Below are 26,783 nucleotides of genomic sequence, written 5' to 3'. Positions count from 1 at the left end.
CTCGACTTGCATGTATTAGGCACGCCGCCAGCGTTCGTCCTGAGCCAGGATCAAACTCTCCATAAAAGTAAAGTTTGACTTGCTCATTGTGCACTCATTCGTGCGTTGTTTGATTTCCTCATATAATGAAGAAATCGAATTGACGTACTGGTTGGTTCGTTCAGTTTTCAAAGATCAATTGTTTGTCCGCCGCTCAAAATAGCGACTTAACTAATATATCACGATGCTGTTCATAAGTCAACAACTTTTTAGTGATAATTTCTTTGTCTGTCGCCTTCTCTTAACGCGACGTTTAATAATATATCATGGTATTTTTGGAGCGTCAATAGCTTTTATATAAAAAATCCTCTCTCCATTTAGAGGGATGGAAAGAGGATATGAAGAGATATTATTCCTTCACCTTATATGTACGGTGGTAAATCTCCGGACCTTTTGTTTCCTGTAATTCCACTTCAATAAGTTCCTTCTCTGTCAGATATTCAATCATAGCCGATAAATCAAGCGCATATAGCTTAACTTCCGGATGAACCTTCAAATCTCCGAACGACCAGGCACCTTTTTTAGTACGCATTAGTTCCAGTAAATGCTTTGCACTGTTTGAGGCCCGGATGCTGATAGCATGCTCGACAGCAAGCAGCATGAGTTGTACTCGTTTGTCGATAGGTTCATTACTTTGCGTCAGTTCTTCGTATAGCTTGTATACTTCCGGTTCTATTCTCCTTACCTGGTTCCAGACAGTGACTTCAGGATGGAATCCTTTTTCGATGATGGCTAATCTCCCTAGATAATGTAAAGAGTGGACCATCCGGCTGAATGCATCCATATTCTGATCAGATTCAAACAGGTCTTTTGATTCTGTATAGCTTCTGATAAGTTTAGCAAATTCGATTACTTTTTTGAGGTCCCTGGCTTCCTGAGGAAATTCACGCAGCTTATCTTTTAGATTGTGCAAATATTCGTTACGATCATATACAATATTTCCATTAATCAGCCACTCGACTGCTCTTCGATAGGAGCTGGTATCAATCCATTCCATCAGTAACTCTTCATCTACAATATGCATGGCTGCTGTTTTATTTTCAAATTCATAATGTTTGACGTACCATGGATCCTCGGCCTGCTGGACGACGATGAACAATATAACATCAAAGTTATCGGTTACGGGACTGATCGGCTTTTTCTTTTCCAATATGAGGACACCCAATGTATTAGGATGACTGGCACGCTCTTGATAAATGGGACGCAGTAGATCTTCCATTATATTTCCCCCAGCTGATTTTATAGTTTAGTCACAACAAATTATTCGATACATTTATACAAAATCCTCTTTTCTTATCCAATTGAATATTAAAAATATGCTATACTACCATTTGAAAGTGATAAGGAGGGACGCCATTGGCTTTAAAATATAGCAGTAAGATCAATAAGATCCGTACATTCGCACTATCGCTTGTTTTCATTGGATTTGCTGTCATGTATGTTGGTTTATTGTTCAAACAGGTTGAATGGGTCATGATATTGTTCATGATTCTTGGAATAATGTGCGTCGGATTAAGCACTGTTGTTTATTTCTGGATAGGTATGCTTTCCACGAAAACGATTCAAATCATTTGCCCAAATTGTGAAAAGCCCACGAAAATGCTTGGCAGGGTCGATGCATGTATGCATTGCAAACAGCCGCTCACGCTTGATAAGTCTCTTGAAGGAAAAGAGTTTGACGAAAAATATAATTCCAAACGTTATCAAAAACAGGAAGCTCGCCAATCTGAGCAGTAAAAAAACAGCCGCCAATCTGTACTTACCAGAAGGCGGCTGTTTTGGGTCTAAGATTAATGTGCATTTTTAGACTGACATTCGTCACACGTACCATATACTTCCATGCGATGATGACTTACATTAAATCCAGTCACCTGCTCAGCCAACGATTCAACTTCATCAAGGGTTGGGTAGTGAAAATCCACGATTTTGCCACATGAATTACATATCGCGTGGTAATGTTCCGTTGTATTACAATCGAAGCGGCTGGAAGAATCACCGTAAGTCAATTCTCTTACAAGACCAATTTCACGGAATACTCTCAGGTTATTGTATACTGTGGCAACACTCATATTCGGAAATTTCCCTTCCAGCGCTTTATAAATTTCATCAGCTGTCGGGTGAGTCATAGAATTCATTAAATATTCAAGCACCGCATGACGTTGAGGTGTAATTCGCACACCAGAATCCTTTAATGTCACAATCGCTTCTTGAAGCCGTTTTTCTGACACCGCCATGCACCTCGCTTTCAATTGATTATTGTTTTTAGAATATTATTAAATAAGAATCTTTATAATTAGTTTAACTTGTTCCCGTTAACATTGTCAATATAAGTATAATTACATGCAGCTTTTCTATACATCATACATCCGCTTTCAATGGAATCTCATCCCCACCGACATGGTGATTGACATAACGGGCGGCAACAAACAAAAGGTCAGACAGCCTGTTTAAATACGAAACCACCAGTTTGTTGCTTAATTCATCTCCAATCGCCACAGCTGTTCGTTCAGCCCTCCTTACTACTGTTCGGGCAACATGGAAGGAAGCGGACGCCTCATGACCTGATGGCAAAATGAAGTTCTTTAGCGGAGTGAGGTCTTCCTCCCATTTATCGATATGGGCTTCAAGCTCTTTGATATGGTCTTCTTTTAGCTGCCATGTTACTTCTTTTCCTTTCGGCGTAGCGAGTTCTGCACCGACATGAAAGAGAATCGTCTGTATTTTTCTCATGAATGCAGCAAAATCTTCTTTTCCTTCCCAATCCTCTTCTTTTAAATGACTCATCGCCAGACCGATCATGGAATTCGCTTCGTCACATGTTCCATAAGCATCCACACGGATATCATTTTTTGCTACTCTGTCCCCGTATATCAATGACGTGGTACCTTTGTCTCCTGAACGTGTATAGATACGCATAGTTAATACCCCCGTTTTGGATCGATTTTATTGATGTAATCCTTTTCTCCCTGAAGATATTTTTCCAGATTATCAAAAAATATTTCAAATGCCCGATACTGGTACTGAGAGGAGGAACCTGACAAATGAGGGGTGATCGTCACGTTTTCTTCATCCCAGAAAGGGTGATCTCTTGGCAATGGTTCTTCTTCAAATACATCCAGAACAACATGGGCGATTTCTCCGGCTCTTACTGCATTCAATATTGTTTCTGATTTAACTAGGTCCCCTCTGCCCATGTTCAAAAAGACGGCATGAGTTGGCATAGCTTTAAAATGCTCGTCCTGGAACAGTTCTCTTGTTTCCGAAGTACTTGGAAGGACAGATACTACAAAATCAGCGTTACTGATCACATTTGTGAGGGCAGCATTTTCATATGTTTTATCAAAATAAGGCTTGTCGTTTCCAGTTTTCGATACCCCCAGCGTTTCCATGTGAAACGCTTTGGCAATCCGTGCCACTTCCTGTCCGATGGCTCCTGTCCCCACGATTGCCATCGTTTTCCCGGAGATCTCTTCCATCGGCAGTTTCCGCTGCCAGCTATGCTCTTTTTCAAACTCAAATAGTTTCTTAGCTTGCCTGTAAACCTGAAGCAGCATGGAAAACGCATATTCCGCCATCGGAACAGCGTGGATACCGCGTGCATTCGTAACTAAAATCCCCTGCTCTTCAATTTGCCTGAACGGCATTTGATCCAGCCCTGCTGATATCACCATAATCCATTTCAGGTTCTTCGCCTGTTTTATCAGTTCATCATTGAGATCTTCCCCATATGTAATAAAAACCTCTGCCTCTGGAAGGTGCTCTTTCGCTTCCTCGATTCCATAGCTGAAAATGAAATCAATTTCCGGGTAATCCGCTTCCAGCCTGGCTCGAATATCTTCTTTCATATTTTTAATAGCTGATAATACTAACATGCCTTTCTCTGCCCCCTTCATAACATCTTTCCTCCATTTTAGCCTATTAAAGCCAAATACTACAATCAGATGCACCCCGGGACATCCATTATCTGGATGTCCCGGGGTGTGTAAAAAAAAAAGACACCACTTCGAGTGGTGTCTCATGTAAAGGGGAGGTTTTCGGTTGATACTTTACTTTATTCCGAATAGGGTCGTTTGTATAGCCGTTTCACCCATATAAAACAAATTTTTCCTTTAATCAGGACAATTCTTCGCGAATATATTCCAGAGCAGCCTCTACATGACCTTTAACGCGAACTTTCCGGTATTCCTTCGCTAGATTCCCTTCCTTGTCGATAATGAAGGTCGAACGTTCAATACCATAATATTCTTTCCCGAAATTCTTTTTCAGTTTCCACACGCCATACTCCTCGGCAACCTTATGGTCTTCATCGGCAAGAAGCAAAAACGGCAGCTCATGTTTAGCAATAAATTTTTCATGACGTTCGACAGGGTCTGGACTGACCCCCAAAATCACTGCATCAAGATCAGAGAAATTCGCATGCTGGTCACGAAAATCGCAAGCTTCTGTCGTACAGCCAGGAGTCATGTCCTTCGGATAAAAATACAGTACGACGTTTTTCCCACGATAGTCAGAGAGTTTCACCTCTTCCCCGTTGCTTGCCTTCAATTCAAAATCTGGTGCTTGTTTGCCAACTTCGATACTCAAATGAATCCCTCCTGTAAAATGTTCTATAACTAGATTACAGGAAACACTACAGGATTTCCACGATCACTCCGAGTACTGCTTTGCTTCAATGAAGACCTTTACAAAAAGTGCCGCCGGAATGATATATCCGATCAATGACTCTAAAAGCGCAAGCGGCCTTCCCCAGCCTACAGGAATAATATCCCCATACCCAACGGTAAGCAAGGTAACTCCACTGAAATAGATCGCTTGTCCGATTCTTTCGAGTAAGTAGGCTTCCTGTAAAGCTTCCCCTTCAAGCAGCATGACACCATTTAAAGATAAAATTAAATAGATCAGTCCAAATCCGCACAATATAATTGTATATAATATGAGTAATCCGAAAAATACCGCCAAAGAAAAATGATGCTCTTCCGATACAATCTGGCGAAAGAAAGAAATTAAACTGACTCCAATAATAAAGAGGATCAATAACAATATGATTGTTTCTACCATAATATCCTCTCCAACACGTACAGACTAGTACATGTATATGTGTGAAGACTTTTGGATAACACCCCTAACCATTTACTTTTAAAAGTTCTCTTATAATTACGGGCGAATAACCGATAATAAAAAGGATTATTCCTGTTACTAAGCATGTTAGGAGATGTATGTAACTTTAGTAGTGGATAATATATACATATAATACATGAAATAAGGTGACCTTCATGAAAAGGATATACATTATCGAGGATGATCGTAAGACAGCCTTCTTGCTGTCAGATTTCCTCCAGAGTCATGGGTTTGATACGTACCTGACAAAAGATTTTGATAACATCAGGCAGGAATTTTTGAATTTTGCTCCCCACCTTGTGCTGATTAGTGTGAGCCTTCCAAAATCAAATGGATATTATTGGGCAAGACAAATCAGAACGTTGTCAATATGCCCGATTATTTTTCTTTCAGATAAATATACGGTAATTGATCAGGTAACGGCTATTGAAAATGGCGGCGATGACTATTTGATGAAACCACTGAAGCTTAATGTTGTTCTATCGAAACTAACTAATAACCTAAACAGGGTTTATGGGGAAAATAAAGAAGAGAAGCCCAGTAATACATTAATATGCGAAGGGATAGAACTTGATTTAAATACGATGGTTTTAAAATATGATGGAAAGTCCCAGACGTTGACGAAAAAAGAATTTATATTAATGAAAGAATTTCTGCGCCGGCCTAACCTGGTGCTTTCCAGAAAGGATCTGATCGAGCTTCTTTGGGAAAGCCAAAATGAAGTAGACGCAAATACGTTATCCGTCAATGTCACTCGTGTAAGAAAGAAGCTGTCCAAACTCGGCATTCATAAAGCTATCCTTACCGTTCGAGGGGAAGGTTATCAATTTATCCCGGTGAGAACCGACTAAAACATCTATGCCCGATATCCAACCCTTCCCCCAAATGTGACGAATGCACATTCCAAAACAGCAGCCCCCACATATGATATTACAAACGGTTAACAGGGGGGTGGAATGAATGGGTTACGGCGGCGGATACGGTTACGGCAAAAACTTCGCGTTGATTGTTGTGTTGTTCATCCTTTTGATCATTGTCGGTGCAGCATATGTCTACTAATATTTGACAAACCACCTCAAAAAACTTCCCGCTACAACTTAAGGCGGGAAGTTTTTATTATATTTACAGACTGGATCTATAGTTTAGCTCACCTAGGAAAAGAGTTGCTCCCTCATGCTACAATAGGAAAAGAATGCTAGCTTAGGAGGTTTATACATGAACTTTACCAAATCAGAACAATTACATGAAGAAGCACAAAAGCATATCGTTGGCGGAGTGAATTCCCCATCTCGTTCCTATAAAGCTGTGGGCGGAGGGGCATCCGTTTATATGGAACATGGTAAAGGGGCATATTTCTGGGACGTGGATGGTAACCAATACATTGATTACCTAGGGGCTTATGGGCCAATTATTACTGGACATGCCCACCCTCATATTTCTGAAGCGATCACTCATGCGGCTCACCATGGTGTCCTCTACGGCACACCAACCCCACTTGAAAATAAATTTGCCAAAATGCTGAAAGATGCCATTCCTTCCATGGATAAAGTCAGGTTTGTAAATTCCGGGACTGAAGCCGTAATGACTACAATCAGAGTTGCGAGGGCTTACACAGGAAGGAATAAAATCATTAAATTTGCGGGCTGCTATCACGGCCATTCCGATCTTGTACTGGTCGCAGCAGGGTCAGGCCCATCAACGCTCGGCACACCAGATTCTGCAGGTGTACCGGCGTCCATCGCTAAGGACGTTATAACCGTTCCTTTCAATGATATCGAACCATTCAAGGAAGCGATGGACCGCTGGGGAGATGAAATTGCAGGTGTACTTGTCGAGCCGATCGTTGGTAACTTTGGAATCGTAGAACCGAAGCCCGGCTTTTTACAGCAAGTGAATGATCTCGCCCATAATAGCGGAGCATTGGTCATTTATGATGAAGTAATTACGGCCTTCCGCTTCACCTATGGCAGTGCACAGCAGCTCCTGGACATTGAACCTGATATGACTGCGATGGGAAAAATCATTGGGGGCGGCCTTCCAATTGGAGCATATGGCGGAAGGGCAGACATCATGGAGCAGGTTGCCCCATTAGGCCCAGCATACCAGGCAGGCACCATGTCCGGAAATCCTGCCTCTATGGCAGCAGGCATTGCCTGTCTGGAAGTATTAAGCCAGGATGGTGTCTATGAGGAATTGGACAGGCTCGGGGCAAAGCTTGAAAAAGGAATAATAGAAAGTGCGGAGGAGCACGGTATACCCGTTTCGGTGAATCGCCTCAAAGGAGCACTTACTTTATATTTCACTAAGGAAAAAATCGAAAATTATGAGCAGGCGGAAAGCACGGATGGAGAGCTGTTTGCCCGCTTTTTCAAGTTGATGCTTGCACAAGGCATCAACCTTGCACCTTCCAAATATGAAGCATGGTTTCTGACTACAGCTCATACAGAAGAAGATATCGATACCACCATTTCAGCAGTCAACCACGCATTTAAACTAATGAAGGAATAAACACAGCATGTAACGCGCGTAATGAAAGAGACCACTTAAAAACAGAAGATTTAAAAAGGTATAATCCAAAAAAACGGTCTGTAAGGAGTTTTTCGTCCACACAGACCGTTTTCTGTTTAATATTAATAGTTGTTGAAGTTATAAGATTTATGTTTATATCCTATTTGATTCCTTGATGAGCAATCGGCGGCTACGCCTGAGGGAACAGCACGAGCCGAAGATCCACTTGTTCAAGTGGTCTTCTTGATCAAGTAAGCTAAGGCCGAGCCTGCGGCAAGCATCCGCCGGCAAGCGGGTCGTGAGAAACAACCAGCTTTAACAGCTGCTTTATGGATTTTTTCAATAACCCCGAATGAAATGACCGGCTTTTTCTATGGCTTAGCAGAAAATTATGGTAAAATGATACCTCTGACAGAGGGGGGATTGTGAATGAAACTTGGTGCACGAATGATGAAAACCGGACTTGCTGTAGCTGTTGCTATTTACATAGCGACAATGACTGGAATGATAACCCCTGTCATCGCAGCAATTGCGGCTGCTTTCTCCATTCAGCCGTCTATTTACAAGTCCTATCAGACAGTATTGGAGCAATTCCAGGCGAATTTTATCGGCGCACTCTTAGCAGTTACTATTGTCTATACATTGGGAAATGGTCCTTTTGTCATCGGATTCTCTATTATCCTTGTCATTGCTTTAATGACTAAATTGAGAATGAACGAGAATACGATTGTTTTTGCTGTCGTAGCCGTCATTGTGTTAATGGATCCCACAGAAAAGGATTTTCTCCCCTATGCTGCTGCTCGATTTGCTTCCCTGATGGTAGGTATCCTATCAGCATTCGTGGTTAATATGGTTTTTGTACCTCCTAAATATGAAACAAACTTATTCAAGCAGATTGACCGGAGTACCAGTGATATCCTGCAATGGCTGCGAATCACAATACGGCACATTTCAGACGAACCCGCCCTTAAGACAGAACTGAACCGGCTGCAAAATGAAATTCGCAAAATCGACCAGACTTATCTACTCTATCTGGAAGAGCGGGTCTACAGAAAGAAAGAACGCTTTGCAAAAGCGAGGAAACTGGTCATGTTCCGGCAACTGATTGCAACTACTAAGAAATCACTGGATGTCCTGAAGGCTTTCAATCGGCTTGAAGACAAAATTGAGCATATTCCCTCTGCATTTCAGGATAATCTGGTTCAAGAGCTGGACAAAGTCATCCATGCCCATGAAAAACTGCTGCTAAGTCTTATGGGCAGAATTAAAAAGACACATAAAGAATCCCTCAGGGAAATATCTGAACCGGATATACCAATGCTCGTGGAAAATCTCATCACAATGTACGAAGGGAATCGCAATCCGGACAACCTTGTATTACTGCCGCTTGCATCCCAGCTGATGGAATATCATTACCACCTTGAACATCTTAAAAGCCTGCTGCAAAGCTACCAGCGTTTCCATTATGACAGCCACAGAAATATGTTCGAGCATAAATGAAATTCCCATAAAAATTGAATTCTTCCCTTTAAAGATGAGCCGATCCAGGCTTGTCTTTTTTTCATTTCTGCTCCCTCTCTCTGCCTCTATTGCCAATCTTAGCTATAAATGTGAACGAAATGTGGCGGAAATTTAAAAAAGAAGTGAATGATCTTTGACAAATTAGTGAATCGCCCCCAGAATTCGAGTATTTTTGCTATAATCATCCACACCGTAAGCATTAATTGCACTATACGTACAGTACTTACATTGATTTGATAGGAGTGTGAACCCCATGAAATCCAACAAGCATCGTTTTCATAGATGGCTGGCTTTGCTGCCACTCAGCCTTGTTTTATTTTTGAGCGGATGCAGTGGAATAACTGTCCTTGACCCCAAAGGTCCGGTTGCGGAAAGTCAGAAAGACCTTATCATTTTTTCACTTTGGTTCATGCTTGGCATTGTTGTAGTCGTGTTTGCCGTATTCACGTATGTTGTCGTGAAATACAGAGATCGCGCCAATCGCAATGACAAGGACTATGACCCGAATCTACATGGCAATACAACAATTGAAGTCATTTGGACTGTAATACCATTGATTATTGTTATTGCTCTTTCAGTTCCTACAGTAGAAACGCTGTTTGACCTTGAAAAACCTCCGGTGTCATCGGAAGAGAAAGAACCTCTGGTTGTTTATGCGACATCTGCAGACTGGAAGTGGTTCTTCAGCTATCCGGAACAAGGCATTGAGACAGTAAACTATCTCCATATCCCAACAGACCGTGCCATCGAATTCCGTTTATCTTCTGCCGATTCAATGGCAGCATTATGGATTCCAGCGCTGGGCGGGCAGAAATATAACATGGCTGGCATGGAAAATATCTTATATCTGCAGGCAGATGAGCAGGGTGTGTATGACGGTCGTAACTCTAACTTCAACGGAGAAGGATTCGCTGCCCAGACCTTTAAGGTTCATGCGGAAAGCCCGAAGGAATTTAAGGACTGGGTAAAAGAAACACAAGCTTCCGCGCCTGAGCTTACGCAAGATAAATACAATGCACTGCTGAAACCTGGTCTTACCGGGAAGACAGCTTTTTCCTCTACACACCTGGAATGGGTTCATCACGGTACGAATGATGGACGTGACTATGCCATCAAACGACATGAAGAGGCCTACGAAGAGCATTTACATTTAGATAATGAGATGCTGCAGGATAAAGCGGACGGACATTCGAACAAAAACGAAGGGCACGAATAGTGCTCTGAGAGAGCAGGTGAACAAACATGCGATTAGATGAATTTTTTGTAACAGGGGAACCACTTATATATGCTGGTATGGTTTCCATAGCACTTGTAACCAGTGCCGCACTTTTCCTGTTGACTTACTTTAAAAAATGGGGATGGCTGTGGCGTGAGTGGCTTACCACCGTTGACCATAAAAAAATAGGTATTATGTACATTCTTGCTGCCTTAGCCATGTTGTTCCGAGGCGGCGTTGATGCCCTCATGATGCGGGTGCAATTGGCGTTCCCGGATATGAACTTCCTTGACGCGCAGCATTATGATGAAATATTCACCACACACGGTACTGTCATGATCATTTTTATGGCTATGCCGTTTTTGATCGGTTTAATGAATATTATTGTTCCATTACAGATTGGAGCACGAGACTTTGCCTTTCCTTATGTGAACGCACTTAGCTTCTGGTCGTTCATGTTCGGTGCAATGCTCTTCAATATTTCCTTTGTCATCGGGGGTTCCCCTGATGCGGGGTGGACAAGCTACACTCCTTTAGCCGGGGCAGCGATGAGTCCTGGACCAGGGCAGAACTTTTACCTGCTTGGTCTTCAGTTGTCAGGTATCGGTACTTTAGCCACAGGTATTAACTTGATGGTAACCATATTGAAAATGAGAGCACCAGGGATGAAATTGTTCCAGATGCCGATATTTACCTGGTCGACGCTGGTCACATGTTTCATCATCGTATTCGCTTTTCCGATTTTGACAGTCGCACTTGCGCTGATGACCATTGACCGTATTTTTGGTTCCCAATTCTTCACCTTAACGGGAGAAGGCCTGCCGATGATGTGGGCCAACCTGTTCTGGATGTGGGGCCATCCGGAAGTATATATCGTAATTCTCCCAGCATTCGGTATTTTTTCAGAGGTTATCGCTACTTTCGCGAAAAAACGTCTTTTCGGTTACAACGCGATGGTATGGTCCATGATTTTGATAGCCGGTCTCAGCTTCCTGGTCTGGGTCCACCACTTCTTTACCATGGGAGCGGGGGCGTTTGTTAACTCTGTATTCTCTATTTCCACCATGCTGATCGCTGTACCTACCGGTGTGAAAATATTCAACTGGCTGGCCACACTTTATAAAGCAAAAATCAAATTTTCTGTAGCAATGATGTGGGCACTGGCATTCATACCGAGCTTCGTCATTGGCGGTGTAACCGGGGTTATGCTTGGAATGGCCGCAGCCGATTACCAGTTCCATAACTCGTACTTCTTGGTTGCCCACTTCCACTACGTTTTGATTGCAGGTACAGTATTCGCCTGCTTTGCGGGCCTTGTATTCTGGTATCCGAAAATGTTCGGTCACAAGCTGAACGAACGGCTCGGCAAGTGGAGCTTCTGGTTCTTCGTCATTGGATTCCATGTCTGCTTCTTCCCGCAATATTTCCTTGGGCTGGATGGAATGCCGCGAAGAATTTTCATCACCAATATAGCAGAATGGCTGCCGCTTAACATCATTTCTACGGTTGGAGCATTTGGAATGGGTGCCGGCTTTGCCATTTTTGTATTCAACATTTATTACAGCTACCGTTATAGTGAACGTGAAAAGACAGGGGACTCATGGGATGGGCGGACGCTCGAATGGGCAACTCCTACCCCGGTTCCATATTACAACTTTGCAACCGTACCCTATGTCGATAAATATGATGCATTTTTAGCTATGAAGGAAAAAGGCGAAACCACTTACGATGAAGAAAGGCTGGAACCGATTCACATGCCAAGCTACACAGGACAGCCATTTATTATGATGGGCTTCTTGTTTATCGCAAGCTTTGCCCTTGTGTTTGAATGGATTCCGCTTGCGATTCTTGGACTTGCTGGCGGCCTGATCATGATGATTGTCCGTTCTTTCGATTACGATGAAGGTTATTATGTAGAAGTTGATGAAATCAAGCGTATTGAGCGCAAAGCAAGGGGGTTATAACATGAGTGCACATGAATTAAAAACTGGCCCATTAGAATATCGTACCCAGGAAGGCCAAATGAGCATCATGGGGTTTTGGATTTTCCTGGCAGCCGAAATCGTGTTGTTCTCCACCTTATTTGCAACCTATGCGGTTCTGTTTGGTCGTACTGTAGACGCTCCAACTCCAGGGCATCTGTTTGAGCCGGGAATCGTACTGGTTATGACCTTCCTATTGTTAACAAGCAGTTTCACCTGCGGAATCGCCGTACACCAAATGAGGAAAGGTTCTGTAAAAGCCTTAATCATCTGGATGGTCATTACACTGGCACTTGGTGCAGGGTTCCTCGGTTTTGAAATATATGAATTCGTGCATTATGTCCACGAGGGAGCTACTATGCAGTCAAGCGCATTCTGGTCAGCATTCTTTACACTGACCGGAACTCACGGCTTGCACGTTACCCTCGGAATCGGCTGGGCAGTACTCCTGCTCATTCAGATAGCGAAACGTGGACTGACTCCAGTAACAAGCAGGAAAATGTTCATCATCAGTCTGTACTGGCACTTTCTTGATGTCGTCTGGATCTTTATCTTCACAAGTGTTTATTTGATAGGGATGGTGGTTTAAATGGCAGAACACTCTAAAAGTATCCCTGTACAGCATATTATTGGTTTTGTGTTATCGATTGTTTTAACGCTGCTAGCTGCATGGGCTGCGCTGGGGTCCAACCTGCCAGTCAAATGGATTATCGCCGGTATATTGACCCTGGCAGTCATCCAGGCAGGAATCCAGTTGTTCATGTTCATGCATATGACCGAATCGGAAAGCCGAAATGGTCATGTTCCATGGAATATGATGTTCCACGGCTTTGTACTGGCAGCAATTATTGTGGCCGGTTCCTTGTTCACCATGTCTTGGGGATTCGATCATCACCCTGGCAAAGATGATATGGGCACACACCAGGAAGAAGAACAACAGCACGGCGGCCACTGATTCAAATCTAAAGAATCATTATAATGCAGGATGGTGATATAATATGGATGAAAATAACCACGTAAGAACGGAATTTTACAGGGGAGAAGGCCATTTACCATGGAAGCATGTCCTTGGTTTCACCCTATGTATCATATTGACAGCTTTATCTGTTTGGGGTACATTCCATTCAGGCTATTCTCCTAAACCACTACTGGTTATCATAGCGATTTTCTCTTTTTCACAGGCTATCCTGCAATTGTTCTTTCTACAATCTAAGCAATCAAAATAGTAAATCAGCCCTTTTCCTAATTTGGAAAAGGGCTGATTATTTATATTATTGAAAACTCTTATTAAATTCCGCAGGGTGTTTAACAAGACTGATGATGAACATCACCCAGGCTACTTCCGCTACTATCAGACATAAATAAAACATTGTCCAGGTTACTGTGAAAGCTGCCGGAGCAGTTGCAAATGCAACCTCAAAGAAATATACCCACATACCTACCAGCAGAATCGACTGCACTACGGCCAGCACTGTTCGTTTCAGATACAAAAAGATGAATGGGGTCACAGTTGCCAATAACATAAACATGATGATGATACCCATGGGATGCACTTCACTCCTTTTAAGATGCTTTTTCTTGTAAGCGCTTCTTTTTTATTATTGTAACAAATCGTTCGAATAATTGACACAAAAAGTTCACAAAAACTTTCCTTATTTTGGCTATAGTTTATTCCTATCATTGAAAAAACACATGTTCAGCCCTTATGTCTTTTTCGATATAGAGGATTCCAAAAGAAAAATAAGGCAGTTTCCGCTTATCTGTCAGAGAACCTGGATTGAACAAAAGGGTCTTTTTAAAATAACGGAGTAACGGTATATGGGAATGCCCGAATATGATGCAATCCACCTCTTCTTCTGTAAAAGCATCCAAAGCTCGCTTTTCCGTCGTCTTCTTTTCCCCATGACCATGGACCACACCGATAGTAAAGCCTTCCAATTCAATAAGTTTTTTTTCTTCTGTAACAACGATAATATCCTGATTGTCTACATTACCGTAAACTCCGGCCACTTTACCGTACCGCGATAATTCTTCGTAAACTTCTATTGTCTGCCAGTCACCTGCATGAATGATCAGGTCTGCATTGGCGAGCTCTGAGATAAAACGGTTCGGAAATTTTTTTCCCTTTTTAGGCATATGGGTGTCGGACACTACTATTACTTTCATATGCTCTTCCTTTCCTCTTTTGAAGTTTTTTTGAAATAGTTACCTTAAGCATTCATAGCGAAACATTCACAATACCGTATGAGGGTAAAAGCTTTCTTTCTTACCTAAATGGGCATAAAAAAAGCTGCCAGGGAGTTTCCCGGCAGCCAGAGAGGAATTCCTCCCTTTATGTTCCCAAGTATTCTGTTTTTGTCTCATCCAATTCCTGAACCTGGTAGAGATTATAATAACCGCCACGGAGACCCATTAATTCTTCATGGGAGCCAGATTCCTTGATTTCTCCATTCTCAATTAAAACGATCCGGTCGGCATGGGTGATGGTAGACAGTCTGTGGGCAACAATGAAAGTTGTCCGGTCAGATGCTAATTTTTCTAATGCTTCCTGGATCAAATGTTCACTTTCTAAATCAAGGGCCGATGTAGCTTCATCTAATATGAGCAGGGGCGGATTTTTAAGGAAAACACGTGCGATAGCTACACGTTGCTTCTGTCCGCCGGAAAGTTTCACTCCCCGCTCGCCGACCAGCGTATCATAACCGTTAGGCAGTTCCATGATGAAGTCATGGGCGTTGGCCGCTTTTGCTGCCTCGATCATTTCCTCTTCTGACGCATCTGGGTTACCCATTTTAATATTCATAGCAATGGATTCACTGAACAGAATATTATCCTGGAGTACCATTCCGATTTTATCCCTGAGGGTGCGCGCTTGTACATCCCGGATATCTTCTCCATCTACGAGGATCCGTCCAGACTCCACATCGTAAAAACGGGGAATCAGGCTGATTAGAGTAGATTTTCCTCCTCCACTCATCCCTACAAAAGCAATTGTTTCCCCTTGTTTTACATCCAGAGACAGGTCCTTCAATACCACTGGCTCTTCAGGCCCATAGCGGAAGGTAACCTTATCAAAGGTAACATTCCCCGAAACCTGTTTAAGCGGTTTGGCATTTTCTTTGTCAGCAATATCGTATTTCTCGTCCATGAATTCGAAAACCCTGTCCATCGACGCTATTGATTGTGTCAACACGGTGGAAGAGTTCACGAGCCTTCGTAATGGATTGTAGACACGATCCATATAACCGACAAAAGCCACCATCGTACCGACTGTCAAATTACCGGTAATTACCTGATAACCAGCAAACGTAATTACGAGTAACGGTGCAAGATCAGTAATCGTATTTGTAACGGAATAGGTGTACGCATTCCAGTTCGTATGCTTGATAGCCTTATCAAGAAAGTTGGTGTTCTGGGTATCAAACTGTCCCTGTTCATAATCCTCCAAGACAAAGCTCCGTATGACAGGCATTCCCTGTACACGTTCGTGCAAATGGCCCTGTACTTGCGCTAATGCTTGTGAACGGTCCCGTGTCAATCGCCGCAGTTTCACATAAAAGAATTTGATCGCCAAGCCATATAGCGGGAATAAAGAAATGGCTACTAACGTAAGCCAAATGTCCATATTAAGCATAATGATAATCGCAATTACGATGGTAAACATATCAAGCCAAATGTTCATTAAGCCCGTGATGACAAATGTCTTTGTCTGTTCGACATCATGAATAACCCTGGAGATGATTTCACCTGTTTTTGTCTGTGAATAAAAACGCAGGCTCAATTTCTGAATATGATCAAAAAGTTTATCACGGATATCGTACAAAATTTTACTTCCGATCCACTGAGCATAATACTGTCGGAGATATTCAACGGGAGGACGCAGAATGAAAAAGACCAGGAAAGCCCCTCCCATCAGCCACAATAATTGATTGATTTGCTCCGATTGGGACATATCGCCACCGATGATTTCATCAATGACATATTTGATGATCAGCGGCATTAATAAAGGTATGGAAAATTTAATGACTCCGATCAAAATCGTAAAAAAGATTTTCTTTTTGTATGGCCGAACGAATGTCATATATCTTTTTATACTGCTCATATTGTTTCACCTCTTCTGTTAAACTTGCCGGGAGCAAGCAGGAAGCCGCGCCTGGTATGCAGGATCGCGGCTGGTTCCTTTCTTACCTGTATGTCAAATATCGTTCATACCACTGGTCAATAAATTCCGGGGAGAATGGTCCCTTCCGCTGGCGGACCCACCGGACAAGTGTATCTACATTATTATGAAGAATCCGGTCGAGCACCTTAGGATAGTTCATTTCCTGTTTGTGCTGTTCATACTCATCCTCATCCAGCAAGTTGTAGGTCATATCAGGAAATACTTTTACATCGAGATCATAATCAATATATTTTACTCCCTCTTCATCATATACAAAAGGAGAACTGATATTACAATAATAATATACACCATCATTGCGAAGCATCCCGATGATATTGAACCAATGCTTTGAATGAAAGTAACAAATCGCTGGCTCACGGGTCATCCATGTCCGCCCATCACTTTCTGTCACAATCGTGCGGTCATTCGCTCCAATGACAACATTCCGCGTTCCTTTCAGCACCATGGTACTATCCCAAACGCGATGGAGCTTTCCGTTATGTTTATAGCTTTGTATCTGGATTGATTGTCCTGGCTCTGGTGCAGACATAAAATCTCCCTTCCTTCAAGTCGTCTCATAACTCCGTTCCTTGGCATCTTCTATCCATTATAACGATATCTTTGTCTAAAAGAAAACATAAGCGTTGGGATTAGGGTTATGTATCCAAAAATAGATCAAGCCACACATTTCCTGATCAGGAAATGTGTGGCTTGACGTTGTTCAGCAGCTGCTTATGCCAGCATCTTTAAAAGATTCGGGGGATCTTAGTTATTTCTTTTTAGCTTGAGACTGTTGGTTTTGTTTACGAACTTCTTGAGCATCAGTCTCAGAAGCAAATTCCGCACCAAACTGCTGTTGTTGACCTTGACGTTGTGCAGCTTGTTGGTTTTGCTGTCTTACTTGTTGAGCGTTAGTTTTGCTTGGGTTTTGTTGGTTTTGTTGTTGTTTAGCCATCTTTATCACCTCCGCAAGAATTAGATTACCCAATTGGACAATCATTATCCGCAGAAATTAAATTTCCATAAAAATACAATTACTGCATAGTGATCATGGCTTCTATTCATACTAATAAAAAAGGAGGCGACCTGTTATGTATGATGGCCGTGATATGGGAGAACTCACCATGTTAAGTAAACATCAGTGGAAGGAACAAGAGCTTAGCTACTTCCATTATGCCCTATCCCAAATAGCCCCTTACCTGAATCAGGAAGGGACCACAATGTTAAGGGAAATCAATGAAGAAATCATCAGCAGAGGCGGAATGAAATTAAAAGAAGATTAATTTCTTTTTCACCTGAGGTGTTGGGCTATTTTCTGATGAGAGACTGGAAATGGGTATTTTTCCAACTCATCCAGTGAAACAAATTTTGCACGTGAATTGGTGGAAACATTTCCTTCAACAACGCCTGGAACTACATCTATTTCCCAAATGAGGTGGGAAAAAACATGCCTGATTTTATCAATCGAAGGCTTTGTTGTAATTGTCAGGCCATAATTGAGATGGAACCATTCGGACAAACTTCCGGTATCTGGTGCTTCTTCTAACAAAGCCATCGGAAATTCCCAAAGATTTGCAAGAAGACCATTTTCCGGCCGTTTTTGAATCAGTACTTTTCCTTCTTGGTTTGTTACCAATACCCCGGTGTAAGGAATCCGTTTCTGCTTTTTTGATTTTGACTTGATCGGAAGTTCATCTTCCATCCCCTGCTGGTAGGCTTTACAATGGCTTTGAACAGGACATAATAAGCATGAAGGCTTTTTGGGAGTACAAACAATGGCCCCTAATTCCATCAATCCCTGATTGAAGGAAGAAGGATCCTTTTTTGAAATGATCTCCCGTATAATTGCTTCAAAAAGCTTTCTTGTTCTTTGTTTAGCTATGTCCTCATCGATTAACAGTATTCTGGCCATTACCCGCATGACATTCCCATCTACCGCTGGTTCCGGCTGGTCAAAAGCGATACTGAGGATCGCTCCTTTAGTATAAGGACCAACCCCTTTCAGATCACCAAGCTGTTTTGGAGTGTGTGGTATATCTCCGCCATATACTTCGACAACTTCACGAATAGCGTTTTGCAGGTTGCGAGCACGGGAATAGTAACCTAGACCCTCCCACGCTTTCAATACTTCCTGCTCGTCAGCATCAGCCAGGGCTTCAGGCGTGGGGAATTTGTTGATAAAATGGTTGAAGTAAGGAATAACCGTATCGACTTTGGTCTGCTGAAGCATTATTTCGGAGACCCAAACGCGATAAGGATCCTTACTTACTCTCCATGGTAATTTTCGCTGTTCGATATTAAACCATTCAATTAAGTCCTTCTGAAAGGATAAATGGTCAAATCCTTGTAAGTAATCAGTTAATTGATCGTAGTTGTTATTCAAGCCAATCACCCTTTAATATACAATGATGTAAAAAGCAACTCAGATACAACCAAAGGAGGAACTCTGATGGATACCGGCACACATGTCGTCATGGGTGTAGCCCTTGGCGGACTAGCCACGCTTGACCCGGTCGTCCAAAGCAACCCTGCACTGTTTAACGCGGTGTTAATCGGTACCATGGTCGGATCTCAAGCCCCTGATTTTGATACGATACTTAAATTAAAAAATAACGCAATTTATATACGTCATCATCGAGGAATCACCCATTCCATCCCGGCAGTAATATTTTGGGGTTTATCCATTGCAGGCATCATTCATGCGTTTACGGCAGATGTAAGCTTTCTGCATTTATGGCTGTGGACGTTTCTCGCAGTCATATGTCATGTTTTCGTTGACGTTTTCAATGCGTATGGAACACAGGCATACCGCCCTTTCACAAGACGATGGGTCGCCTATGGGTTTATCAATACGTTTGACCTATACATTTTCCTGATGCATCTTGTCGGAATTGTGGCCTGGAATCTGGGGGCAAACCCTGGAATTACCTGGCTGATCATATATTTCGTGATTGCCCTTTATTATGTAAAGCGGTACTTCGATAAGCGGGAAATGGTCAAGCTCATCCATCAGCATTTTGAAAATGTTGAACTGATTGCAACATCCCCGACTCTAAAACAGAACATCTGGAGAATAGCAATCACTACGAAAAACCACTATTATGTCGGCAGGGCAGTCAATGGTCATATCACAATCCTGGATGAATTCCCTCGCCAGACCATTCCTGAAGATGATCCCATCATGGAAAAGGCAATGACAGACCATAATATCAAGGCTTTCCTTTCCTTTTCACCTGTCTACAGATGGGAAATGACGTACTATAACGAGCATACCGAAGTGAGGTTCATCGATTTACGTTACAGGTCAAACGGGCGCTATCCCTTCGTTGCAGTAGCTCAAATTGATGATGCTACACTCGATATCATGAACTCCTATACAGGATGGGTGTTTTCCGAAGAAAAGCTAAAAACGAAGCTTGACCCCATTCCGATCGATTCCTAAAAAGGTGTAAGGCTGGCTCAATAGAAAGTGCCTGGCATGTTTGCCGGGCACTTGGGAGGCAGCCTCTTTTTAATGGGAAGGGCCTTTCTTTTCAAGCATCGCTTTATATTTAGGGTTTTCTGTCAGAAATTCATGCAATCTCGGCCCGTAGTTGTCGATCCACTGCGTAACAATCCGCTCAGTCATCGTTTTTCCTTCGTAGTCATGGCCTGCTTTGGCACGGGTAACTTCAAAATCTTCCCATAACAGTTCCACCCACGTTCTGGCTTCATCTATCGTTAGGGAATCATTTTTATGATAAAGTTTTTCTGCCAGACGCTGGAATATTTCTTCCATATATCTCACCTCGCCGTTCCCAAAGATTACTTCTTTATTGTATCACATAGCAACTCCCAAATTGCACAAACTAAGGAAGCATCACAAGGTGCAATTTTTTACAGGGGGTCGAAAAGCGTGCGTAATAAAACGGTCGGATTTCCTGAAAAGAAACTGAATGGTGAACCTCGGGCAAAAGCGGAGTTTTCTTCTAAACGAGCGAATGGGACAATCAATACCCGCCCACAACAACGAATGGCGAGATCCTCTCACCGTCTGGATAAAGGACAAGGTGAATTCTAATGGCTAAAAAACAAAAGCGTACCCATAAAGCTTTTTACGAAAACTTATACAGTGATCCGTTCGACTCGCCAAGAGCAAACCCTAAACATGCTGCTCATCAGGTGAACGGTGAAACGAGACAGAGCCAATCAGAAATCATCACCCAAGTACAAATGAATAAACGCAGCTAGTACACTTCATCAACAAAGCGCACCTCCGGAAATTGGTGCGCTTTGTTTTTCTCTTATCGTATTTTTTCACCAAGCATGGAAATCGGAAGTGCTTCTTCCTCTTCCCCGGCTATTTCATTTTGTGTATCAAGTCGTGTTCCCCATGCAAAGGTACCGTTCATAAAGGCAATTTTGAACCTGTATCCCGGTGCCCCTTCGATTTCATATGTTTCCCCTGCTTTAAAATCAGCAGGGTTCATCATATAGGATTTAGCCATGATTATTTTCCGTTCATAAACGGCATATTCATTTACCATTCCCATTTGCTCTGCTTTTCGTGCTTTCTCTGTTAACTCGCTTACTTCCTGCCTTAATTCTTCCATTGTCATGTCGCTATACCGTCGTTCCATGAAAAGTCCCCTCCTGTTGTTAGCTATTTACATTTTATCAACCATTCGTCACAATGGAAAATGGAAAGAAAGATGAAAGGGGAGCATCTTGTGGGAAAAGTAATGATAACTGGCGGAGGAACAGGACTTGGCAGGGCTCTAGCCCATCGCTATGCCAAAGCAGGTCATACTATCTATTTATTAGGCCGCACAGAGAACCAGCTTTCTCTTGTCGTAAAGGAAATTTCGGAAAACGGCGGTACTGCTGAATCGATTATCTGTGACGTTACGGAGCCTGCATCTGTGGACGAAGCTGTCAGGCAGATGGATGAACTAGATATTCTGATCAACAATGCTGGTGTTGGATATTTTGGCAACTTATCTTCTTTAACAACCTCGCAATTAGAAAATATGCTGGATACAAATGTCAAAGGAACGATACTTATGACGAAAGCGGCCGTGCCATTTTTAATAAAAGCAAATGGTCGTGTACTCAATATCATTTCCACGGCAGGACTTAGGGGAAAAGTTAATGAGGCTGCATACTGTGCCAGTAAATTCGCTGTAAGAGGATTTACGGAAAGTTTGCAGAAAGAGTGGGCGGAAACAGGAATTACCGCTACAGCTGTGTATATGGGCGGAATGAATACACCGTTTTGGGATAATAGCGACCATGTCACCGACCCTGATCGTCTTAAACATCCAGAAGTAGTCGCCGAGCATATTTTCCAGGAAGACGACGGCCGTGAACAAATTAAAGTAGATTCCTAATTAAAAAGCGCCTTCCTCACATTCGACAAGCTTATGAAAAGACCACGGAAAAAGTCCTTTATAATCTATAAGCATCTGTACGGCAGAGGGTACTCGCCGATCAGAATATGATCGCCCAGCTGTGAAATATGCTCGTTCGTTGCCAGAATACGATCGTTCAGCGGGTAAATATGCTCGCCAGAACATATATTGGCGGATGCTTGCAGTCTGCACGGCCAAAGGTAAGTTTAATCTTTCTTCTTGTTCCTCATAACTCAAAAATGTGCAAAAAAAGCTGCCGTCCAACTTTGCTGGACGGCAGCTTTTCCTTTTTACTCTCCAAGACCTTCTTCTTTTACTTTACTCACTACTGCATCAAGTGCTTCTTTCTCATCGTCACCATCAGCAGTGATTTTGATATCTGCATCTTTCGGAATACCAAGGGACATGACACCCATGATTGATTTCAAGTTAACGGATTTTTCCCGGTACTCAAGGTTCACATCACTTTGATATTGACCTGCAACCTGAACCAAAGATGTAGCTGGACGTGCGTGTACACCATCCGCTGCTGTAATTTTCATTGTTTGTTCTACCATGTTTAGACTCTCTCCTTTTATTTATATGATTGATCAGTTGATTTCAATGATACCTGGGTCATTATGACGCACATCTCCAGGTTTTGCAAGTGTGACTTCCTGCCCCTCCTGCAAATTTGTGAAAATGATTGGGGTGATTGTGGAAGTGGCGTGCTCATTGATGTATTCCAGGTTCACATTCATCAACGTTTGTCCCTGTTTAACTTCTTCGCCTTCTTCAATTAGAGACTCAAATCCTTCCCCTTTTAGTTTAACTGTATCAATACCGATATGGATGAGGATTTCCATTCCATTTTCAGCCTGGATACCAATAGCATGCTTGGTCGGGAAGACATTGAGGATTTTACCATTGACAGGCGATACTACTTTCCCGTCTGTTGGCTTGATCGCAAAACCGTCTCCCATCATCTTACCAGAAAATACTTGGTCAGGCACTTCTTTAAGAGGAAGAATTTCACCTTGCAATGGGCTGACAAAGTTAAAGTCTTCTCCACCAACAGGAATTTCAGCTTCGTCCGCTTCCCTTGAGATTTTCTCAGGGCTTTCTTTTCGCGGGCGTGGTTCCTTCCCATTTATGATGTCTTGCATCTGTCCTCGCAAACTGTCTGAACGCGGTCCGAAAATGGCCTGGATGTTGTTGCCTACTTCCATAACCCCGGAGGCGCCTAATTTTTTCAGTCGGTTTTTGTTTACTTCGCCCTTCTCATTGACAGAAACACGGAGCCGAGTAATACAAGCATCCAGATGGGCAATGTTTTTCTTACCACCCATGGCCTCTAATATTTCATAAGGCAGGTCACCAATTTCACTGTCGGCATCTTCATCTTCTGCTTCATCTTCACGGCCAGGTGTAGCAAGGTTGAACTTAAGAATAGCCCAGCGGAAGCCAAAGTAATAAATGACCGCGAACAAGGCACCTACGATGATGACCCACCACCAATCGGTACGGTTAGGCAGGACACCGAACAAAATAAAGTCAATCAACCCACCTGAAAAGGTCTGCCCGATTTTTACATCCAATAACGACATTGTCATAAATGACAGCCCTGCAAAAATGGCATGGATTCCGAACAATAATGGTGCAACAAACAAAAAGGAGAATTCAATTGGTTCTGTAATACCAGTTAAAAAGGAAGTCAACGCAGCCGAAGCCATAATACCACCGACTGCTTTTTTTCGTTCCGGCTTAGCCGTATGATATATCGCCAATGCTGCTGCCGGGAGTCCGAACATCATGAAAGGGAACTTTCCTGTCATGAATGTTCCTGCTGTAAATTCTACGCCATCCCTTAATTGGGCGAAAAAGATCTGCTGGTCACCGCGGACGACTTCACCAGCTTTATTGACATAAGAACCGAACTCGAACCAGAACGGTGAATAGAAAATATGGTGCAGGCCGAATGGAATCAACGAACGTTCAATCACTCCGAAAACAAACGCTGATATATGAATGTTTGAATTAAGCATGAAATGGGATAATGCGTTCAATCCATTCTGTGCATATGGCCATACCAAAAGCATAAGTATTCCTAAAAACAAGGAAGCAAAAGCAGTAATAATCGGAACAAACCGTTTACCTGCAAAGAAACCCAGGAACTGCGGCAATTCAATATTGAAATATTTTCGATATAAGTAGGCGGCTAAAATACCGACTATGATACCACCAAATACACCTGTCTGCAAAGTTGGTACGCCGAGAACTTCGGCATAGGCTGGATCATTTCCCGCCATGTCTGCTGTAACATTGCCGAGTACTCCCATCGTCACATTCATGATTAAATAACCGATGATTGCAGCAAGACCAGCAACACCATCCCCTCCTGCGAGACCGATAGCTACCCCGACTGCAAAGAGCAATGCAAGATTATCAAAGACGATGCCGCCGGAGGCTTCCATCACCTGAGAAAAGGTCTGAATCCAGTCAGCACGAAATGCTGGTACCCTCTCAAGAAAGCTCTCTTGTTGGAAGGTGGTTCCGAATGCAAGCAGGATACCTGCTGCGGGAAGCAATGCAACCGGCAGCATTAATGCTTTACCGACTTTTTGCAATGTCCCAAAAGCGTTTTTGAACATATCATTTCCTCCTTTTTTTAATGTGATGCCCAGACCATGCCGATGAACCGCTTACAGTAATGGGTGAAGTTCTTATTATTCCATACTTAACAAGGATAATGACAAAAATAAAAGGCATGAGTGCAAAAAGGTTCGTGGGCTTCAATGGGTACACTTCCCCCAATGAATTCCTCAAAAACCTTCTTCACTCATGCCTGATCGTATCAGTAACACGTTTTGTCAAGATTTATGGGTTAATCGTTGCAGATGAATCGTTAAGTATATAGCCTCCGATTCATCGACTGGTCTGTTTAGTTGCCTTTGCATCACTTTAATCAGTTTCCACGATAAATTGTAGCATAATGGATACTCTCTTTTCAACATTTCTGCGAGTCGGTTTTCTTTGCCAATCTCTTCCCCTACATGAATCCGGTCAATGGCACGACGCAAGTGCTGGACTAACCGGTGATAATCAACGCTCTGCTTATCTAAGCGGATATCGAAGGCATCTTCCACCACCTTTATCAGCTGTGAAATAAGCTGGTAATGCTGATTGATATCACTCAATGATTTATCGGTTATGGCACTATGGATATGCAGCGCGACAAAACCTACTTCCCCTTCAGGAAAAGCTATATCTGCGTAACTCGTAATTTTATCTACAACTTCACAGGCTACCTGGTATTCCTTTGGGTATATGGCTTCAATTTCAAACAGGAAAGGATTATGGAATTGCATATCATTCTTAGCCCGGTTAATGGCAAATGCGATATGATCTGTCAACGCCACATGAATGTGTTCATTAAGAGGCTGGGCCATACGGTCTTCAATGTAATGCATGATATCATTCATGAAATCGATGAATGTTTCATCGATAAATGGCAGCAGATTAACGTATTGTTCTTTCTGTTTTTCATCACGCAGTAAGAAGGTTTTATCCGCCTGATCTGCAGGCAGCGTATCACCCTTTTGCCTGTTGAATCCAATTCCTTTCCCGATCAGTACGACTTCTTTATAGTAGGGATGGCCGGCAATGACAACATTATTATTTAATACTTTCCCGATGACTACTTCCCTCTTCATGCTATCCTCCTCATTCCAGCCCTCTCCGATCGTTTCACTTGGTTGTAAAGCGTTTTCAATGTTTACAATAGTAAAGGCGTCTATTGTCTATTGTTGCATATCGAAGGGAGTTAAGCGAATGAAAATTAAATTATTTGTCACTGACTTGGACGGTACACTGCTTGGCATGAATCATTATATAAATGATACTGATAAAAAAGCAATCAGCGATCTCGCTGGACAAGGTGTTGAATTTGCTGTTGCTTCAGGCAGAATGGATCATGAAATCTCCGCCGTTTTAGAACAGCTTGGCTGCCAGGGACACCGTGTCAGTCAAAATGGTGCCTTTGTTTATCAAAGCGACGGAACTCAACTTAATTCCAGTACTTTTGATACTGCCCTTGCAAAAAAAGTTTTTGAGGACATCATTCAAGAGCCGCTCGTCACTACCGTCTCCACAGCAGACAAGACTTATAGCCATCAGCATAACGAATGGATTGACGTGATATCGGCACAACTTTTCCATGAAATCTTAATTGACCCCGAATTAGCAAACAACCTTGATGGTAAGTTAGAAGCCTCCAAGATAACTGTCCATGGCAAGGAGCACGCTATCATGGCTTTACAAAAGAAAATTGCAGCGACTTACGGAAGCGAGCTCGACTGTTTCGTCTCCCATGAAACGTGTGTGGATCTTGTGCCTAAAGGAATCAATAAAGGGAATGCCCTTCATGCTCTAGTGAACGCCATTGGCCTCAAGCCAGACGAAATTGCTGTAATCGGTGACTCTTTCAATGACATTCCTATGTTCCAGATTTCCGAACACAGCTATGCAATGCGAACTGCCCATCCAGATGTCCAAAAAGAAGCAAGGCATGTGGTGGACCATGTTTATGAAGCCATCGATGATTTAAAAATAAAACAAACAACCTGAATGAGGCTGGGGAAAAATAGAATAAAGCATAAAATAATCCGAACTATTTCATTAAATCAGTTCGGATTATTTGTTACCAGGAAATATTTTTACCATTGCTTCATCCAAACAATTCGCTTTCCATGGCGGCCTCAAGCATTCTTTGTCAAGCAATCACTTGCCCAGGTGGATCTTCGACTCGTGCTGTTCACAAAAAAAGTCTGCTTATATGGACGTAATGCTCTCTGTATATAAGACTCGTT

The 26,783-nt window shown here is 42.6% G+C and carries 33 protein-coding genes and 1 rRNA gene; 16 read left to right on the top strand and 18 right to left on the bottom strand.

Features of this window, described 5'->3' with window-relative positions:
* Positions 1-66: ribosomal RNA gene (locus JOC33_RS13615) — 16S ribosomal RNA — on the bottom strand; the annotation flags it as partial.
* Between the two features lie 322 nt (positions 67-388).
* Positions 389-1,258 (bottom strand): nucleotidyltransferase-like protein, encoded by an 870-nt coding sequence (locus JOC33_RS13610; protein WP_205093052.1) that lies wholly within the window; start codon positions 1,256-1,258, stop codon positions 389-391.
* A 137-nt stretch (positions 1,259-1,395) separates the two neighbouring features.
* Between JOC33_RS13610 and JOC33_RS13605 the strand changes: the two genes are divergently transcribed.
* Positions 1,396-1,776, top strand: coding sequence for a YgzB family protein (locus JOC33_RS13605; RefSeq protein ID WP_205093051.1), 381 nt, complete (start codon positions 1,396-1,398; stop codon positions 1,774-1,776).
* 53 nt (positions 1,777-1,829) lie between these two features.
* Here JOC33_RS13605 and perR read toward each other — a convergent pair whose 3' ends face one another.
* The 5 genes from perR to JOC33_RS13580 form a co-directional block, all read right to left on the bottom strand.
* Positions 1,830-2,273 (bottom strand): peroxide-responsive transcriptional repressor PerR, encoded by a 444-nt coding sequence (gene perR / locus JOC33_RS13600; protein WP_205093050.1) that lies wholly within the window; start codon positions 2,271-2,273, stop codon positions 1,830-1,832.
* Between the two features lie 124 nt (positions 2,274-2,397).
* Positions 2,398-2,955, bottom strand: a complete 558-nt coding sequence (locus JOC33_RS13595) for a cob(I)yrinic acid a,c-diamide adenosyltransferase (protein WP_205093049.1) — start codon at positions 2,953-2,955, stop codon at positions 2,398-2,400.
* Between the two features lie 2 nt (positions 2,956-2,957).
* Positions 2,958-3,932: a D-2-hydroxyacid dehydrogenase gene (locus tag JOC33_RS13590; RefSeq protein WP_338054522.1), complete on the bottom strand. Its 975-nt coding sequence runs from the start codon at positions 3,930-3,932 to the stop codon at positions 2,958-2,960.
* Between the two features lie 220 nt (positions 3,933-4,152).
* On the bottom strand, positions 4,153-4,623 hold the full coding sequence (bcp, locus tag JOC33_RS13585; protein WP_205093048.1) for a thioredoxin-dependent thiol peroxidase: 471 nt from the start codon (positions 4,621-4,623) through the stop codon (positions 4,153-4,155).
* A gap of 63 nt (positions 4,624-4,686) precedes the next feature.
* A complete protein-coding gene (locus JOC33_RS13580; RefSeq protein WP_205093047.1) occupies positions 4,687-5,097 on the bottom strand; it encodes a potassium channel family protein in 411 nt (136 codons plus the stop codon).
* Between the two features lie 215 nt (positions 5,098-5,312).
* Between JOC33_RS13580 and JOC33_RS13575 the strand changes: the two genes are divergently transcribed.
* From JOC33_RS13575 to JOC33_RS13535, 9 genes are all read left to right on the top strand, one after another.
* The gene (locus tag JOC33_RS13575) at positions 5,313-6,008 is read left to right on the top strand and encodes a response regulator transcription factor (protein ID WP_205093046.1); all 696 of its coding nucleotides are present in this window, start codon (positions 5,313-5,315) and stop codon (positions 6,006-6,008) included.
* A 109-nt stretch (positions 6,009-6,117) separates the two neighbouring features.
* The gene (locus tag JOC33_RS13570) at positions 6,118-6,216 is read left to right on the top strand and encodes a YjcZ family sporulation protein (RefSeq protein ID WP_205093045.1); all 99 of its coding nucleotides are present in this window, start codon (positions 6,118-6,120) and stop codon (positions 6,214-6,216) included.
* A 156-nt stretch (positions 6,217-6,372) separates the two neighbouring features.
* Entirely contained in the window at positions 6,373-7,665 is a 1,293-nt protein-coding gene (locus tag JOC33_RS13565; protein ID WP_205093044.1) for a glutamate-1-semialdehyde 2,1-aminomutase, read from the top strand.
* 429 nt (positions 7,666-8,094) lie between these two features.
* Positions 8,095-9,165: an FUSC family protein gene (locus JOC33_RS13560; RefSeq protein ID WP_205093043.1), complete on the top strand. Its 1,071-nt coding sequence runs from the start codon at positions 8,095-8,097 to the stop codon at positions 9,163-9,165.
* Positions 9,166-9,439: 274 nt separating this feature from the next.
* A complete protein-coding gene (qoxA, locus tag JOC33_RS13555) occupies positions 9,440-10,402 on the top strand; it encodes a cytochrome aa3 quinol oxidase subunit II (protein ID WP_205093042.1) in 963 nt (320 codons plus the stop codon).
* A 26-nt stretch (positions 10,403-10,428) separates the two neighbouring features.
* On the top strand, positions 10,429-12,366 hold the full coding sequence (gene qoxB, locus JOC33_RS13550; protein ID WP_205093041.1) for a cytochrome aa3 quinol oxidase subunit I: 1,938 nt from the start codon (positions 10,429-10,431) through the stop codon (positions 12,364-12,366).
* Between the two features lies 1 nt (position 12,367).
* The gene (qoxC, locus tag JOC33_RS13545) at positions 12,368-12,973 is read left to right on the top strand and encodes a cytochrome aa3 quinol oxidase subunit III (RefSeq protein ID WP_205093040.1); all 606 of its coding nucleotides are present in this window, start codon (positions 12,368-12,370) and stop codon (positions 12,971-12,973) included.
* Positions 12,974-13,339 (top strand): cytochrome aa3 quinol oxidase subunit IV, encoded by a 366-nt coding sequence (qoxD, locus tag JOC33_RS13540; RefSeq protein ID WP_205093039.1) that lies wholly within the window; start codon positions 12,974-12,976, stop codon positions 13,337-13,339. It abuts the gene before it with no gap.
* Positions 13,340-13,382: 43 nt separating this feature from the next.
* Positions 13,383-13,610, top strand: a complete 228-nt coding sequence (locus JOC33_RS13535) for a cytochrome C oxidase subunit IV family protein (RefSeq protein WP_205093038.1) — start codon at positions 13,383-13,385, stop codon at positions 13,608-13,610.
* 45 nt (positions 13,611-13,655) lie between these two features.
* Here JOC33_RS13535 and JOC33_RS13530 read toward each other — a convergent pair whose 3' ends face one another.
* The 5 genes from JOC33_RS13530 to JOC33_RS13510 all read right to left on the bottom strand — a co-directional run bounded on the left by JOC33_RS13530 (position 13,656) and on the right by JOC33_RS13510 (position 17,501).
* Positions 13,656-13,928, bottom strand: a complete 273-nt coding sequence (locus JOC33_RS13530; protein WP_205093037.1) for a hypothetical protein — start codon at positions 13,926-13,928, stop codon at positions 13,656-13,658.
* A 133-nt stretch (positions 13,929-14,061) separates the two neighbouring features.
* Entirely contained in the window at positions 14,062-14,550 is a 489-nt protein-coding gene (locus tag JOC33_RS13525) for a metallophosphoesterase family protein (RefSeq protein WP_205093036.1), read from the bottom strand.
* Positions 14,551-14,716: 166 nt separating this feature from the next.
* Positions 14,717-16,486: an ABC transporter ATP-binding protein gene (locus tag JOC33_RS13520; RefSeq protein WP_205093035.1), complete on the bottom strand. Its 1,770-nt coding sequence runs from the start codon at positions 16,484-16,486 to the stop codon at positions 14,717-14,719.
* Between the two features lie 82 nt (positions 16,487-16,568).
* Positions 16,569-17,096 carry a nucleoside tri-diphosphate phosphatase gene (gene ntdP, locus JOC33_RS13515; RefSeq protein ID WP_205093034.1) on the bottom strand — a complete coding sequence of 176 codons (528 nt, stop codon included), beginning with the start codon at positions 17,094-17,096 and terminating at the stop codon, positions 16,569-16,571.
* Between the two features lie 219 nt (positions 17,097-17,315).
* The gene (locus tag JOC33_RS13510) at positions 17,316-17,501 is read right to left on the bottom strand and encodes a gamma-type small acid-soluble spore protein (RefSeq protein ID WP_205093033.1); all 186 of its coding nucleotides are present in this window, start codon (positions 17,499-17,501) and stop codon (positions 17,316-17,318) included.
* Between the two features lie 136 nt (positions 17,502-17,637).
* Between JOC33_RS13510 and JOC33_RS13505 the strand changes: the two genes are divergently transcribed.
* Entirely contained in the window at positions 17,638-17,829 is a 192-nt protein-coding gene (locus JOC33_RS13505; RefSeq protein WP_205093032.1) for a hypothetical protein, read from the top strand.
* A gap of 8 nt (positions 17,830-17,837) precedes the next feature.
* Here JOC33_RS13505 and mutY read toward each other — a convergent pair whose 3' ends face one another.
* Positions 17,838-18,929, bottom strand: a complete 1,092-nt coding sequence (gene mutY, locus JOC33_RS13500) for an A/G-specific adenine glycosylase (protein WP_205093031.1) — start codon at positions 18,927-18,929, stop codon at positions 17,838-17,840.
* A 66-nt stretch (positions 18,930-18,995) separates the two neighbouring features.
* On the opposite strand from mutY, the gene JOC33_RS13495 reads away from it, so the two are divergent.
* Positions 18,996-19,988, top strand: a complete 993-nt coding sequence (locus tag JOC33_RS13495; RefSeq protein WP_205093030.1) for a metal-dependent hydrolase — start codon at positions 18,996-18,998, stop codon at positions 19,986-19,988.
* A gap of 69 nt (positions 19,989-20,057) precedes the next feature.
* Here JOC33_RS13495 and JOC33_RS13490 read toward each other — a convergent pair whose 3' ends face one another.
* The gene (locus JOC33_RS13490; RefSeq protein WP_205093029.1) at positions 20,058-20,324 is read right to left on the bottom strand and encodes a YfhJ family protein; all 267 of its coding nucleotides are present in this window, start codon (positions 20,322-20,324) and stop codon (positions 20,058-20,060) included.
* A gap of 117 nt (positions 20,325-20,441) precedes the next feature.
* On the opposite strand from JOC33_RS13490, the gene sspK reads away from it, so the two are divergent.
* The gene (sspK, locus tag JOC33_RS20375) at positions 20,442-20,606 is read left to right on the top strand and encodes a small, acid-soluble spore protein K (protein WP_338054521.1); all 165 of its coding nucleotides are present in this window, start codon (positions 20,442-20,444) and stop codon (positions 20,604-20,606) included.
* Positions 20,606-20,776, top strand: a complete 171-nt coding sequence (locus JOC33_RS13480; protein ID WP_205093027.1) for a YpzG family protein — start codon at positions 20,606-20,608, stop codon at positions 20,774-20,776. Before sspK ends, JOC33_RS13480 begins: the two co-directional genes overlap by 1 nt.
* Positions 20,777-20,829: 53 nt before the next feature.
* Here JOC33_RS13480 and JOC33_RS13475 read toward each other — a convergent pair whose 3' ends face one another.
* The gene (locus tag JOC33_RS13475; protein ID WP_205093026.1) at positions 20,830-21,165 is read right to left on the bottom strand and encodes a YfhH family protein; all 336 of its coding nucleotides are present in this window, start codon (positions 21,163-21,165) and stop codon (positions 20,830-20,832) included.
* 90 nt (positions 21,166-21,255) lie between these two features.
* Here JOC33_RS13475 and JOC33_RS13470 point away from each other — a divergent pair, with 90 nt between their 5' ends.
* The gene (locus tag JOC33_RS13470) at positions 21,256-21,915 is read left to right on the top strand and encodes an SDR family NAD(P)-dependent oxidoreductase (RefSeq protein ID WP_205093025.1); all 660 of its coding nucleotides are present in this window, start codon (positions 21,256-21,258) and stop codon (positions 21,913-21,915) included.
* A gap of 311 nt (positions 21,916-22,226) precedes the next feature.
* Here JOC33_RS13470 and JOC33_RS13465 read toward each other — a convergent pair whose 3' ends face one another.
* From JOC33_RS13465 to glcT, 3 genes are all read right to left on the bottom strand, one after another.
* Positions 22,227-22,493 carry a phosphocarrier protein HPr gene (locus tag JOC33_RS13465; protein ID WP_205093024.1) on the bottom strand — a complete coding sequence of 89 codons (267 nt, stop codon included), beginning with the start codon at positions 22,491-22,493 and terminating at the stop codon, positions 22,227-22,229.
* Between the two features lie 33 nt (positions 22,494-22,526).
* Positions 22,527-24,566 (bottom strand): glucose-specific PTS transporter subunit IIBC, encoded by a 2,040-nt coding sequence (gene ptsG, locus JOC33_RS13460; RefSeq protein ID WP_205093023.1) that lies wholly within the window; start codon positions 24,564-24,566, stop codon positions 22,527-22,529.
* Positions 24,567-24,785: 219 nt separating this feature from the next.
* Positions 24,786-25,628, bottom strand: coding sequence for a glucose PTS transporter transcription antiterminator GlcT (gene glcT / locus JOC33_RS13455; RefSeq protein ID WP_205093022.1), 843 nt, complete (start codon positions 25,626-25,628; stop codon positions 24,786-24,788).
* 118 nt (positions 25,629-25,746) lie between these two features.
* Here glcT and JOC33_RS13450 point away from each other — a divergent pair, with 118 nt between their 5' ends.
* Positions 25,747-26,541 (top strand): HAD family hydrolase, encoded by a 795-nt coding sequence (locus JOC33_RS13450; protein WP_205093021.1) that lies wholly within the window; start codon positions 25,747-25,749, stop codon positions 26,539-26,541.
* Positions 26,542-26,783 lie beyond the last annotated feature (242 nt).

Origin of the sequence: Thalassobacillus pellis (assembly GCF_016908295.1) — a bacterium.
Taxonomy (GTDB): domain Bacteria; phylum Bacillota; class Bacilli; order Bacillales; family Halobacillaceae; genus Thalassobacillus; species Thalassobacillus pellis.
The sequence above is the reverse complement of the archived record's forward strand: the minus strand, read 5'-3'. Positions and strand labels throughout refer to the sequence as shown.

Excerpts from the sequence above, each read along its gene's own strand:
- JOC33_RS13530 (WP_205093037.1), bottom strand. The coding sequence starts at position 13,928 with ATGGGTATCATCATCATGTTTATGTTATTGGCAACTGTGACCCCATTC.
- glcT (WP_205093022.1), bottom strand. The coding sequence starts at position 25,628 with ATGAAGAGGGAAGTAGTCATCGGGAAAGTATTAAATAATAATGTTGTC.
- qoxA (WP_205093042.1), top strand. The coding sequence starts at position 9,440 with ATGAAATCCAACAAGCATCGTTTTCATAGATGGCTGGCTTTGCTGCCA.
- JOC33_RS13480 (WP_205093027.1), top strand. The coding sequence starts at position 20,606 with ATGGCTAAAAAACAAAAGCGTACCCATAAAGCTTTTTACGAAAACTTA.
- ptsG (WP_205093023.1), bottom strand. The coding sequence starts at position 24,566 with ATGTTCAAAAACGCTTTTGGGACATTGCAAAAAGTCGGTAAAGCATTA.
- JOC33_RS13475 (WP_205093026.1), bottom strand. The coding sequence starts at position 21,165 with ATGGAACGACGGTATAGCGACATGACAATGGAAGAATTAAGGCAGGAA.
- JOC33_RS13570 (WP_205093045.1), top strand. The coding sequence starts at position 6,118 with ATGGGTTACGGCGGCGGATACGGTTACGGCAAAAACTTCGCGTTGATT.
- JOC33_RS13590 (WP_338054522.1), bottom strand. The coding sequence starts at position 3,932 with ATGAAGGGGGCAGAGAAAGGCATGTTAGTATTATCAGCTATTAAAAAT.
- perR (WP_205093050.1), bottom strand. The coding sequence starts at position 2,273 with ATGGCGGTGTCAGAAAAACGGCTTCAAGAAGCGATTGTGACATTAAAG.
- JOC33_RS13450 (WP_205093021.1), top strand. The coding sequence starts at position 25,747 with ATGAAAATTAAATTATTTGTCACTGACTTGGACGGTACACTGCTTGGC.
- qoxD (WP_205093039.1), top strand. The coding sequence starts at position 12,974 with ATGGCAGAACACTCTAAAAGTATCCCTGTACAGCATATTATTGGTTTT.
- JOC33_RS13505 (WP_205093032.1), top strand. The coding sequence starts at position 17,638 with ATGTATGATGGCCGTGATATGGGAGAACTCACCATGTTAAGTAAACAT.
- qoxC (WP_205093040.1), top strand. The coding sequence starts at position 12,368 with ATGAGTGCACATGAATTAAAAACTGGCCCATTAGAATATCGTACCCAG.
- JOC33_RS13465 (WP_205093024.1), bottom strand. The coding sequence starts at position 22,493 with ATGGTAGAACAAACAATGAAAATTACAGCAGCGGATGGTGTACACGCA.
- JOC33_RS13565 (WP_205093044.1), top strand. The coding sequence starts at position 6,373 with ATGAACTTTACCAAATCAGAACAATTACATGAAGAAGCACAAAAGCAT.
- JOC33_RS13610 (WP_205093052.1), bottom strand. The coding sequence starts at position 1,258 with ATGGAAGATCTACTGCGTCCCATTTATCAAGAGCGTGCCAGTCATCCT.
- JOC33_RS13580 (WP_205093047.1), bottom strand. The coding sequence starts at position 5,097 with ATGGTAGAAACAATCATATTGTTATTGATCCTCTTTATTATTGGAGTC.
- JOC33_RS13520 (WP_205093035.1), bottom strand. The coding sequence starts at position 16,486 with ATGAGCAGTATAAAAAGATATATGACATTCGTTCGGCCATACAAAAAG.
- ntdP (WP_205093034.1), bottom strand. The coding sequence starts at position 17,096 with ATGTCTGCACCAGAGCCAGGACAATCAATCCAGATACAAAGCTATAAA.
- JOC33_RS13535 (WP_205093038.1), top strand. The coding sequence starts at position 13,383 with ATGGATGAAAATAACCACGTAAGAACGGAATTTTACAGGGGAGAAGGC.
- qoxB (WP_205093041.1), top strand. The coding sequence starts at position 10,429 with ATGCGATTAGATGAATTTTTTGTAACAGGGGAACCACTTATATATGCT.
- JOC33_RS13560 (WP_205093043.1), top strand. The coding sequence starts at position 8,095 with ATGAAACTTGGTGCACGAATGATGAAAACCGGACTTGCTGTAGCTGTT.
- JOC33_RS13575 (WP_205093046.1), top strand. The coding sequence starts at position 5,313 with ATGAAAAGGATATACATTATCGAGGATGATCGTAAGACAGCCTTCTTG.
- JOC33_RS13510 (WP_205093033.1), bottom strand. The coding sequence starts at position 17,501 with ATGGCTAAACAACAACAAAACCAACAAAACCCAAGCAAAACTAACGCT.
- JOC33_RS13495 (WP_205093030.1), top strand. The coding sequence starts at position 18,996 with ATGGATACCGGCACACATGTCGTCATGGGTGTAGCCCTTGGCGGACTA.
- JOC33_RS13490 (WP_205093029.1), bottom strand. The coding sequence starts at position 20,324 with ATGGAAGAAATATTCCAGCGTCTGGCAGAAAAACTTTATCATAAAAAT.
- JOC33_RS13525 (WP_205093036.1), bottom strand. The coding sequence starts at position 14,550 with ATGAAAGTAATAGTAGTGTCCGACACCCATATGCCTAAAAAGGGAAAA.
- JOC33_RS13595 (WP_205093049.1), bottom strand. The coding sequence starts at position 2,955 with ATGCGTATCTATACACGTTCAGGAGACAAAGGTACCACGTCATTGATA.